The organism is Nocardia noduli, from assembly GCF_019038455.1.
In the GTDB taxonomy this organism is placed as follows: Bacteria; Actinomycetota; Actinomycetes; order Mycobacteriales; family Mycobacteriaceae; genus Nocardia; species Nocardia noduli.
Genome location: NZ_JAFMPL010000037.1, coordinates 18,005 through 30,360, shown reverse-complemented (window position 1 = coordinate 30,360; position 12,356 = coordinate 18,005). Strand labels below are relative to the sequence as shown.

The following is a 12,356-nucleotide window of genomic DNA, read 5'->3' as shown; positions in this document are numbered from 1 at the left end:
TTCACTCCCCTCGGCCGCGTACGCCGATGAATACTCGCTGATCCAGCAGGGCCACCGGATGGTCGCCCTCGGGAAGGACGAGTTCCGGGTGCAGCCCCGCCGCCACCAGTTGCTCGCGCCATTCCCGCTCGGTCAGGAAGATCCGGTCCGTGCCCGCGCGCACGTCGGTCAGACCCGCGTGCGGCTGATCCTGGGCGGGCGACATCAGGAAGTGCACCGAGGTCAGCTGTTCGCAATGCGCGTGGCAGGTCTCGATGATCACCACCGCGCCACCGGGATTCAGCAGATCGCGCAACTGTCCCAGGGTCACCCCGATGTCGAAGGCGTTGTGCAGCACGTTGGCGGCGATCACGATGTCGTAGCGCGGCTGCTTCGCCAGATCCGCGTTCATGTCGACGAGTCCGTAACGCATCCACGGATAGTCGGCGAACCGGACCTTGGCGGCCTCGAGGAAGAACGTGGACACATCGGTGAAGTGGTATTCGACCGGCAGCCCGGACAGCGCCGCGGTGACGTCGTCGGTGGTGCCGCCGATGCCCGCGCCCAGTTCCAGGACGCGCACCGGCGATCGGTCACCGCGCAGGCCGTCGACCAGGTCCGCGACCGCCCGGCCCGCGGCCAGATTCAGGTAGCGGCTGCTGAGGTTGTCGCGGTAGGCGGCCTCGGCGGTGGTCATATCCCCGTTGGGGAACAACAACTCCTGCAAGCGCATGGTGTCGGCAGCGAGTTCGGTGAGGTGGTCGTCCGAGGCCTGGAGGAAGGTCGCGAGAGGACGCGAGTAGCCGAGGTCGGCACACACCTCGACCAGGTCGGGCCTGATCGGCGGCCGCACCGAACGTACGAAGCGGAAACCGTTGTCCATGTCGCCGTCGACGCTGCCGTGCGCGCCGAGGGCCTGTAGCCACTGCCGCAGCAGCCAGCGGTGGCGCGGCGCGAATTCCATGCGCTCGGCGATATCGTCGACGGTGCGAATCTCGCTGTCGGACAACGCGGGCCGCACTGCCGCCAGCATCGCCCCGAGGCCGTACAGGTCGATATCCGCGCGCGCCGATGCGAATCGCTGTGCGTCGAAATCGCTCGGAACCGCGTGCTGAGCAGCGAGTTTCGCCCTCGCGATCCGTTCCGTGGCGGTCAGCACCGCACCCGACGGCAGGGTTTCCACGACCGGCGCCGAACGTGTCAGCGGCGCGACAACCGCGGCGACGGCTTCCTGCGCGGCACCACCGTGCTCGGTGTCGACGAGCCGCACCACGTCGGCGAGCGAGGCTCCGCCGATGAGATCGGCCACGGGCAGATCGGTGCCGAACGCGCTCTTGACCCGCCTGCGCAGTTCGAGGGCTTGCAGCGAATCCAGTCCGATGGCGACCAGCGGCTTGGTGGCGTCGATGGTGTCGATATCGTCGGCGCCGATGATCTCGGCCAGCAGCCGGGTCACGCGCGCAGGCACATCGCCGCCCACCGCGGCCGGGGCCGCGGCGGTGAGCGCCGGTGCCGGGGTCTCCGCGACAACGGGCGTCTGGAGTCCGGACAGCAGGGGGCCGTAGCCGAAGGCGCCGAATACGGTGCGTCCGCGATCCCAGTCGAAGGCGGCCACGACCGCGTTGCCCGGCAGCCCGCCGAGACCGAGCGCGATCGCGTCCGCCGACGCCATCGGCAGGTAGCCGACCTCGGCCAGTCGCGCGATATCGCCGTTGCCGCGACCTTCGAAGACCGACCACTGACCCCACTGCACCGAGACGCAGTCCAGACCGTCGGCCCGGCGCTGACGCGCGAACGCGTCGACCATCCGATTGGCGGCGGCGTAGACCACGGTGCCGCGTCCGCCGAGCGTGGCGGCCAGCGACGAGCACAGCACGATCCGGCAGTCGGCGGACAGCTTCACGGCATCCAGCACGTTCGCGATACCGGCGACCTTGCCGGACAGGGCCTGTCCGACCTGTCCGGGGGTGATCTCGGTGAGTTCGAGTTCCCCGATGGCCGAATTGTCGGCCGCCGCGTGGATGACGAGTTGCGCGGGTGTGTCGCGGAACCGGTCGGCCAGCAGCGCGACCGACGCGCTGTCGCCGATATCGCAGGCGACGACGTCGATCTCGACCGAGCCGAGCGCGCGAAGCGTACGCAGCCGCCCCGCGACCGCCTCGGTCTCCCCCGACCGGCTGACCAGGGTGACGCGCCGCGCGCCGGAGCGCACCGCGTGTTCGCAGAACTCGAGGCCCAGGCTTCCGGTACCGCCGGTGATGAGGACGTTCTCCGCCGTGACCGGGCCGAACGATTCCGACCGATCGGCCTCGACGAGCCGCTTGGCGTACAGATTGCCCTCGCGCAGCGCCAGTTCCGGCTCGTCTGCCGTGTGCAGCGCGGTGACGATCGAGGTCACGGCCGCCGCATCGGAGTGACCCGGTGCGAGATCCAGATGCCGGAAGGCGACCCCCGGATATTCCGCGCCCGCCGAACGGAATCCGGCCGCCACCGCGGCGTGTACCGGATTCGGCGACGCGTCCTCGGGAACGACGGCCTCGCCGCCGATCGTGAGGAGCCAGTATTCGGTGACGGCCGCCTCGGGTTTGAACAGCCAGCGTCGCGTGCCGAAGAATGCCGCGGTCTCCGCGATGGCGGCGGTCACGTCCACCTCGGGCATGGCGGGCAGCAACACCACCACGGTGTCGATACCACCGTCGCCGATACCCGCCTCGGTATCGAGCAGACGACCGCCCAAACCCTGATTCGTCGCGTATTCGACCAGTGCAGCGGCCAATTCGGCGCTCTCACCGGTGTGATCGACGATCCCGAGCGCACGGGGCGCGGTCATCGAACGCCGCACCAGCCTGGCCCAGTTCTCGACGAGCAGTCGCGGCGTCGGACCTGTCCGGACCACCTCGACCGGTTCCGGTCGCACCGGCGCGGCTTGTGCCCTGGCCGCACCGTTCGCGCGGGCCCCGGCGTTGCCGCGGTGCACGTCGTGGGCGAGCCACAACGTCATCTCGTTCATCCGCACATTCGGGAAATCGAGCAGCGGCAGCGGGACCGGGGCGTCGGATTCGACGCGCAGACTGTCCCACCGGTAGTTCAGGTCGTTGACGGCCAGTACCGCGAGATTGCGGGTGAAAACGCTCAGATCGGTCGCGGTGCGGCTCGACGTGCCGCTCACCAGGGTGGCGTGATCGCTCGCCAAGGTGGCGAGGCTTTCCTCGACGGCCAGTTGCAGTGTCGGATGTTCGGCGAGTTCGACGAAGGTATCGACCTCACGCGCGACAGCGGCGGCGACGGCCCGGTCGAAGCGGACCGGATTGCGTAGATTCCAGAACCAGTACTCGTCGACCGGCAGATCGGCGGTGATCGCGTCACCGAGAGTCGCGCCGAGACAATCGATCTCGCTGTCGAGGAAACGCTCGTTCTCCAGCCTGCTGTGCACGGCGTCACGGATGACGTCGCGGAATTCGTTGAGCAGACTGGTGTGCGCCGGGTAGCGCACCTTGATCACCCGGGCGAACCGGCCGCGTTCGGCGAGAACGTCCACCACGCTCTGCACGGTGTCGCGATCGCCGGAGATGCCGACCTGGCGCGGTGAGTTGACCACCGAGACCTGCGCCCAACCGGATTCGCGCGCGAGCACTTCCTCGCACTCGTCACGGTCGGCCGCGACGACGGCCATCGCGTACCGGTCCGAGGCGATCTTGTCGACCGCGCGGGCCCTGGTGCCGACGACGACGATCGCATCGGCCAGGCTCATCGCGCCGGACAGGTACGCCGCCGCGATCTCGCCCTGGCTGTGCCCGACGGTGGCCTGGGCCTCCACACCGACCGAACGCCACATCGCGCCGAGCGCGACCATCTGCACGAACAGCGCGGGCTGCACGATCTGCGCGTTGTCATCGGCTTCGGCGTCGGGGTCGAGCAGATACGGCAGCGGGGATTCACCGAACAGGTCGCGGAAGATCGCGTCGCAGCGGTCGGCCTCGGCGCGGAAGGCGGGGACCAGATCGTAGAAGAGTGTGCCCATACCCGGGCGCTGGGTGCCCTGACCGGGCAGCACGTACGCGAGCCGACGCGCGGCGGCGGGTTCGGCGCCCGCGACCACGGCCGGATGGTCGTATCCGTCGCGCACGGCGGTCAGCGCCGCGTCGAGTTCGGCGCGATCGTTCACCATCAGCAGGGCGCGGTACCGCCGGGCGACCCTGGTGCGCAACAGCATGTCCGCCACCCGATCCGGGCCGAGCTTCGGGCGATCGGAGACGTAGGCGAGGATGGCCGCGGCCTCTTCGCGCAGCGTCGCGGGCGTATCCGCGGACAGCAGGACCGGGATCGAACCGTCGGGAAGTCGATAGCTAGAAATCGTCGTTCTCCTCACAAACGGGCATCGCGATGATGGCGTGCGCGTTGGATCCCCCGGCGCCGAACGAGGACACCGCGCCGTAGCGCACGCCGTTCGTCGGTTCCCATGGCTGAAGTTTCGTGGCCAGCCGCAGACTCGACCGGTCCCAATCCACCCGGGTGGTGGGATTGTCGGAGAACAGGGTCGGCGGAATCATGCCGTGCCTACCCGCGAGCAGCAGTTTGACCAGACCGAGCATGCCCGCCGCCGCCTGGGCGTGACCGGCGTTCGATTTCACCGAACCGAGCAGCGGTTCCGAACCCGCCATGCCGTAGGTGTTCTGGAGTGCGACCAATTCGACCGGGTCGCCCGCGCGGGTGGCGGTGCCGTGGCCCTCGATCATGCCGACGAGCGCCGGATCGATACCCGATTTGTCGAGGGTCTTGCGGATCAGCCGTTCCTGGGCGTCGGTGCGCGGCGCCAGGATCGGTTTGCCCTTGCCGTTGTGATTGTGATTGGACCCGAGGATGCGGCCGTGGATCCGGTGACCGAGTCGTTTCGCCCGCGATTCGCGTTCGACGATAACGATGCCCGCGCCTTCGCCCCACAGGGTTCCGGTGGCGTCGTCGGAATAGGACCGGCAGTGACCGTCGGTCGACAGCGCGTTGGCCTTGGCGAATTCGTAGTAGGCCATCGGCGAGCCCATGACGCAGACCGCCCCTGCCAGCGCCCATTCGCAATCGCCGTCGCGCACGGCGGCGGCGGCGAGGTGGACGGCGGTCAGCGACGAGGCGCAGGCCGAGTCGACGGTCATCGACGGACCCGTCAACCCGAGACAGTGCGACACCCGGCCCGCGACGCTGAGCAGTCCGTACCCGATGGTCCGAAGACCGTTGTATTCGTTCACTTCCGAGGCAGGCGGGCCGTACTCCATCGGCGAGCAGCCGATGAAACAGCCCGCGTCCTCACCCGCGAGCGCGCCGGGATTGATTCCCGAATTCTCGAGCGCGCGCCAGGCGACGCGCAACGCCACCCGCTGCTGCGGATCGGTCGCGAGTGCCTCGCGCCGGTTGATGCCGAAGAAGGACGGATCGAATTCTGCGGCGTCGGCGAGGAATCCGCCCGCGTCGCTGACGTGACTCCAGCCCTCCAACTCCGAGACCGAGAGCAGATCGTCGACCGGCCAGCCGCGATCACGCGGGAACGGCCCGATCAATTCCTTCGACGCCTCCAGTGCGGACCAATACGATCCCGGGCTGTCGACTCCGCCGGGCGCCTCGATGGCCATACCGGAAATGACGATGTGATCGACGTCGGACGCCGTTGCTGCTGTCACCGCTGATCCTCTCGAGTTCATACCGGCGATCCGGGGCGCGCCTGTTCGGCGAGCAACTCCGTGATGGCGTCGACGTGGTTGTTCAGGTAGAAATGGCCGCCGTCGAACATCGTGATCTCGACGTCGTCGCCGTGGCGGTGCCAGCCGTGCAGGTCGGCCATCGAGACGATGGGGTCCCGGTCACCGCCGATGGCGTGGATCCTGGTGCCCACGCGCACCGTCTCGGGGCATCGGTAGGACTCCGACGCCCGGTGATCGGCCTTGATGGCGGGCAGGGACAGACGCATGATCTCGCGGCTGGCCAGGACATCGGAACTGATGCCCTCGAGCATGACGAGATGGTCGAGCAGTTCGTCGTCGTCTTCCGGTGTCGGCTTGCGATATTCGGCGCGCGAGGGCGCGACCGCCGCCGAGATCGTCAGCTGCCGCACGTCCACACCGGCGGCGAGCGCGAGTCGGACGAATTCGAAGGACACCAGCGCGCCCATGCTGTGCCCGAACGCGATGATCGGTACGTCGCGGTTGTACGGGGAGAGCCGGAATTCCGCGAAAGCGCCAGCGGCGATATCCGGCAGCGAGGTCAACGCGGGTTCGCTCGCACGATCCTGACGTCCGGGATATTGGAAGATGATGACGTCGAAGTGCGCACTGAACGCTTTGGAGATCGTCCGGTACGCCGACGCCGACGCGCCCGCGTGCGGAAAGATCAACAGCGGCAGCCGCTCGGGCGAATCCGGCTTGTGGAACTTCCTGATCCATCCCGGTTTGTGCTGCATAGTGCTACCCACTTTCGAAACTCCCGCCGACAACTACAGCGGAAGCAAATCCGCGAACCGTTCGATACATGTTTCACCGCAGCAGATCCCGGCCCCTGCGCGAGGTAAGGGTACCATAACCTAACTTCAGTGTTCGAGTGCTTCCGCCAGCGCCGCCACGCTCCGACTCCACAGCGCGGACACGCGGTCGATCTCGTGCTCGGTGAACAATTCGGTGCTCCAGCGCCACGTGACCATCAGCCTCGGACCGTCCTCGGCGTTGTGCACGGCGGCGATCAGACCGAGCGAATAGCGCAGCGGCAGATCGGGTTCCGGCGCGATCGGCATCGCCTGCGTGAGTGCCGGATCGGTGATCATCGACCAGGTTCGGTCGGTACCGCCGCCGAGATCGACTCGGCCGAGATAGTTGAATTCGACCTGCGGTTCCTTGGTACCGGCCAGTTCGGGAACGCCGAGCACCGAGTGCAGCAACCCGTAGTCGAGACCCTGTTCGGGCACCGAGGCGATGTGGGCGACAACGGAATCCAGCAGCGTGCGGGCCAGCGCCGGATCGGCCTCGGCCCGGTCCACGTCGACGGCCGCCGCACCCGCGCCGAGCCGGACCGGATAGGTGGCCGAGAACCAGCCGACGGTGCCCGAGGTGTCGGCACCGACGACGGCGTCGGCCCGGCCGTGGCTCTCCAACCCGATCAGCGCACCGCCGTCGTGGACCTGGCCGCGTTCGCGACGCCACGAGACCAGTGTCATCGTCAACGCCGCCAGCAGGAATTCCCGCACGCCGTCGGACCTGGTCAGCGCCTTGGTGATGCGCGCGGTGGTCGCCGAGGGGATCTCGGTCGGGGTGAGACGCAACGAGGACCAGGTGTCGGTCCGCGCGGGAACGCGCTGTCCGACCGCGGGATCGGGGCCGTCGACCTGCTCGACCCAGTAGTCGCGCTGGGCGAGCACCTCGGGCTGTCCAGCCCGATCCCACATCAGCTGACACCACTGCCGGTAGGACGTCGGTTCGGCCATGGCCTTGGGGACCGCGCCCGCCACGACCTGATCCCACGCCGCGGCCAGATCGGCCGTGAGGATGCCCCAGGACACCACATCCACCGCGAGGTGGTGGATCGCCAGCAGCAGGACGTCGCCGCCGGGCGCGCCCCGGAACCACACCGCCCGCACCATCTCCGCGGCGGCGGGGTCGAGCCCGTCCAGCGCGGTCCGCCCGGCCGAGGCCAGCACCTCGGCGAAAGTATCGGCGGGACCGTCGAATTCGACTCGGGTGAGGATATCGGCGGCCGAGACCGCACCGGGTTCGCGGGTGACCAGACGCGGACCGTCGTCGGTGTCGTCGAGCCGGGAGCGCAGGGTGTCGTGCCCGTCGAGCACGGCCTGCAACACGGCTTCGAGATCGACCGCCGACATCGCCTCGGGCAGGGTGAGCAACAGGTGCTGGGCCAGCCTGCGGAAGTGGGGCTGACGACGCATCCAGGAGACGATCGGCAGCGGTAGGACCGGACCGTAGTCCTCGGCGCTCGCGACCCGCGCCGCGAGCGCGGTCACCCGGCTGTCGACCGCGGCGGCCAGGTCACGGATGGTCGGGGCGGCGAGCACCATGCGCACGTCGATCGCGATGCCGTGCCGCCGTGCCTTGTTGACCAGCGAGATCGCCACGATGCTGTCCATGCCGAGTGCGAAGAAATCGTCCTCGACGCCGGGGGTGCGTCCGTCGAAGACCTCGGTGAGCACCGTGGTCAGGGCGGTCTCGGTCTCGGTCTCGGGTTCCGCGGCCGAACCCGAACCGTCACCGGCGAGCGAGCGTTCGGCGAGCACGGCGAGTTCGCGCACATCGAGTTTGCCGTTGGCGTTCACCGGGAGCCGTTCCAGGACCACCAGCCGCGCGGGAATCATGTAGGCGGGCAGACGATCGGCCAGCGCCGAACGCACGGCGACCGGATCGGCGGCGCGGCCTGGCGCGCACACCACGAATCCGACCAGGGTCACCGCGTCGCCGCGTCGCACCACCGTCGCCGCCGCGCCCGCGATCGCGGGCAGGGTCCGCAGGGCCGTCTCGACCTCGCCGATCTCGATGCGATAGCCGCGGATCTTCACCTGATCGTCGGCGCGGCCGAGGTAGGCGATATTGCCGCCGGGCAGTCGGCGCACCAGATCGCCGGTGCGGTACATGCGCCGTCCGCCCGCGAACGGGTCGGCCACGAACCGGCCCGCGGTACCCGCCGGGCGTCCGACGTAACCGCGCGCCAGTTGCGGACCGGCGAGATACAACTCCCCGACCACGCCGACCGGCGCCGGGCGCAGCCGCGAATCCAGCACGTAGGCCGACGTTCCCGCGGTGGGCCTGCCGATCGTCGGCACCTCGAGGCCGGTCGCCCCCGGCGCGGTGACGTCGGCGACGACCGCTTCGACGGTCGTCTCGGTCGGGCCGTAGCAGTTGTGCACCGCGACATTCGGCAGCGCGCGCAGTCGACTCCACAGCTGGGTGTCGATGGCCTCGCCGCCGAGAGCGAGCACGGCGGGCGGACCGTCGAGCAGTCCCGCAGCGGCCAGCTGCCGGAACATCGACGGCGTCGTGTCGATCATGTCGATGCCGTGCTCGGCCATCCCGTCGACCAGGCGTCGCGCGTCGCGCATGGCGGCGTCGTCGAACAGGTGGATGGCGTGGCCGTCGAGCAGGCCGACCATCGGCTGCCAGGACGCGTCGAAACTCAGCGACCAGGCGTGCGCGATCCGCAGCGGCCGTCCCAGCCTGGCGCACGCGGGCCGGTACACCCGTTCCCGGTGATCGGCGGCATACGCGACGACGGCCGAGTGCGAGTTCACCACGCCCTTGGGTTCGCCCGTCGATCCCGAGGTGAAGATGATGTAGGCGCTGTGCGCCGGATTCCACGCGATCACGGGCAATTCGGCCCGCCGCGCGGACGGGGCGAGATCATCGAGATCGAGCACGAGGGCCCGGTCGAGTTCCGCGCCGTATCCGTCGCAGACCAGCACCAATTTCGGCCGCGCCTGCCGCAGAATCGATTCGACGCGGGCGGCGGGCAGCGCGGTATCCACCGGCACGTAGGCGGCCCCCGCGGCGAGCACGCCGAGAACGGAGACGATCGCGCGCTCGTCGCGCGGCAGCGAGATCGCGACGACGTCTTCGGGTTCGATACCGCGCGCGAGCAGCGCACCGGCGAGTTCCCGTGCCCGCTCGGACAGTTCACGGTAGGTCAGTCGCGCGGTGTCGGTGGTGAGGGCGACGGCGTCGGGCGTCGCGGTGACCTGGCGTTCGAACAGCTCGAAGATCGTCGCGTCGTGATCCCTCGGCACCTCGGCGGTGGTGTCGAACCGACGGGATTCGGCGCGCGCCGCGTCGGGCAACACGTCGAGGTCGTCGGTGGGAAGTTCGCCCGAGTCGGGCAGCCGACGCAACACGGCGAGCATGGCCGCGCCGATGTCGTCGGGCAGGTAGGGCACCGATTCCCGCATCGCCTCGACCACGACGGCCAGTTCGTCCTCGTGCACGTGCGCGACGACGGTCAGCGGATAGTGCGTCAGATTCTTGGCCATCATGGGCCGGAAGGTGACCCCGGCGACGGTATTCGCCCCGACCGCGTCGTCCATGGGCGCGTTCTGGAAGACGAACATGGTGTCGAACAGCGAGCTGTATCCCGCCGCGCGCTGCACCGAGGACAGACTCAGATATCCGACATCGCGCATGGCGGCCGATTCGCGCTGTAGCCGAGCGGCTTCGGCGGCCACCGAAGCGGACGGATCGACTCTGAACACCACGGGGATGGTGTTCAGGAACAGGCCGATCATCCGCTCGACGCCCGAGATCTGCTCGGGGCGGCCGGTGACGATGGTGCCGTAGACGACGTCGCTGCGGTCGGTGAGCCGCGACAGCAGAATCGTCCAGGCGAACTGCACCGTCGAATTCAGCGTCAGTCCGTGCTGTCGCGCCCAGCCGCGCAGACGGGCGGTTTCCCGCGCGGACAGGACGAATCGGGTGACCTCGGCGATCTCGGTCGACGTGCCCCTGGCGATTCCCATGCTGGTGCCGCCGTCGGCGATCATCAACGGTCCGCTCAGATCACCCAATTGCTCGGCCCACCAGCGCTGTGCCGCCGACATGTCCTTGGCGCCGAGCCAGCCGATGTAGTCGCGGTACGGCCGCACCGGCGGCAGCGCCTCCGCCGCGCCACCCGCCTGGTACAGCGCGCGGAGTTCGCCGAACATCACGCCGAGCGACCAGCCGTCCATCAGGATGTGGTGGATCGTCATGATCAGCCGCGATCGCGCGGTGCCGTCCTCTGCGGGCGGCAGCGTCACCAGCGTGGCCCGCAGCGAGGGTCCCCTGGCGAGGTCGAACGGGCGGCTCAGTTCCTCGGCCTCGACCGCGTCCAACTCGTCGGACACGGCGGCCCGCACGGTCCACGGTAGTTCGACCCGACGCGGCACGATCTGAACGGGTTTGGGCACGTCGCGATCCCAGAACACCGCGCGCAGGTTGGGGTGGCGGCGCAGCAGCGTCTCCAGGCAGCCGCGCAGCAGTTCCGCGTCGAGCGGGCCGTCGATATCGACCACGAACGGAATCGTGTAGACGTCCTGGCCGTCGCCGGTCAGCTGGGACAGCGAGAAAAGGCCCTCCTGCAAGGGGCTGAGCGCCAGTACGTCCTCGATCTCCGCCATGGCCTCACTCATTACCGCTCTCCTGAATCGCCGCCACCAAAAGGTAGGCTTGCCTAACTCATGTGATGGTAGCCGAGACCGACGCGGAGATACACACATGTGGTTTGGCTAACCTAATGAGATGATCGATCAGCCCCGCGAACCGGCACGGCGATGCCGCGCGGAAGCGCAGGTGGGTCGTCCACCGCATGGGACGACTCGACGAACCGGGTCAGCACCAAACCCGACGATGGAGGTTCAACAATGAAATCCGGGCGAACATACAGCATCTGGGCCCGCGCGGCGGGCGCTGTCCTCGCCGGTGCCATGGCATTCGGTCTGGCGGCATGCGGATCCGACGAGGACTCCGCGGGCGGCGGTGAGTCCCTCACGATCCAGCACGCCCGTGGCGAGACCACGATCGACGGGACGCCGGAGCGGATCGTGGTCCTCGGCAACCAGTGGCTGGACACCGCGTTGGCATTCGGCGTGACCCCGGTCGGATACCTCGACAACGTCGCGGTGCTGTCCAAGAGCACACCGCCGTGGCAGGGCCCGATCGCGCCGTCGGCCAAACAGATCGAGGCCACCGGCAATATCCCCGAACAGGTCGCCGCGCTGGAGCCGGATCTGATCCTGGCCGACACCTTCATCGCCGATCAGCCGCGCTACGACGCGTTCTCCAAGATCGCGCCGACCCTGCCCGGCCTGAGCAAGGAGATCGTCTCCCCCTGGCAGGAACTGGTGACCACGCTCGGCAAGGTGCTGCACAAGGAAGACGCCGCCACCGCCCTCATCGCGGGCGTCGACTCCAAGATCACCGCCATCACCCAGGCCAATCCCGGCCTGAAGGGCAAGACCTTCGCCAGCACCTGGCTCGGCGGCCCGAGCCAGCTCATGGTGCTGACCGACCCGAACGACGGTTCCGGCAAGGTCTTCGGACAGCTCGGCCTCGGAATCCCGCAGAACCTCATCGATATGCCGTCCAGCCAGGGCCGCGTCTCGCTCTCGCCGGAACGTCTCGACGAACTGACCTCGGATCTGCTGCTCGCCGGATACACCCCGGGTATGGAGAGCAAATACCGCGAACTGCCCGGGTACTCGGACCTGCCCTCGGTCCGCAAGGGCGGGGTCGTCTTCCTGAGCACCCAGGAGATCACCGCGGTCAATCAGCCGACCGTGCAGTCGATCCCGTACATCCTGGACAAGCTGACACCCGCGCTGGTCAGCATCTCCAAGTAGTCAGGAACACGACCGCCCCGGCCACCCGATT

At 68.6% G+C, this 12,356-nt stretch carries 5 protein-coding genes; 1 reads left to right on the top strand and 4 read right to left on the bottom strand.

The features are described 5' to 3' along the window. Position 1: 1 nt before the first annotated feature. The 4 genes from nbtC to JZ792_RS20600 all read right to left on the bottom strand — a co-directional run bounded on the left by nbtC (position 2) and on the right by JZ792_RS20600 (position 11,116). Positions 2-4,291, bottom strand: coding sequence for a nocobactin polyketide synthase NbtC (nbtC, locus tag JZ792_RS20615; RefSeq protein WP_438804355.1), 4,290 nt, complete (start codon positions 4,289-4,291; stop codon positions 2-4). 34 nt (positions 4,292-4,325) lie between these two features. Further along, positions 4,326-5,669, bottom strand: a complete 1,344-nt coding sequence (locus JZ792_RS20610; RefSeq protein WP_216912369.1) for a beta-ketoacyl [acyl carrier protein] synthase domain-containing protein — start codon at positions 5,667-5,669, stop codon at positions 4,326-4,328. Further along, complete coding sequence (locus JZ792_RS20605) at positions 5,666-6,424, bottom strand: thioesterase II family protein (RefSeq protein WP_216912406.1); 759 nt, start codon at positions 6,422-6,424, stop codon at positions 5,666-5,668. Before JZ792_RS20605 ends, JZ792_RS20610 begins: the two co-directional genes overlap by 4 nt. 126 nt (positions 6,425-6,550) lie before the next feature. Continuing rightward, positions 6,551-11,116, bottom strand: a complete 4,566-nt coding sequence (locus tag JZ792_RS20600; RefSeq protein WP_216912367.1) for a non-ribosomal peptide synthetase — start codon at positions 11,114-11,116, stop codon at positions 6,551-6,553. Positions 11,117-11,347: 231 nt separating this feature from the next. Between JZ792_RS20600 and JZ792_RS20595 the strand changes: the two genes are divergently transcribed. Further along, positions 11,348-12,325: an ABC transporter substrate-binding protein gene (locus JZ792_RS20595; RefSeq protein ID WP_216912365.1), complete on the top strand. Its 978-nt coding sequence runs from the start codon at positions 11,348-11,350 to the stop codon at positions 12,323-12,325. The last annotated feature ends 31 nt before the right edge of the window (positions 12,326-12,356 follow it).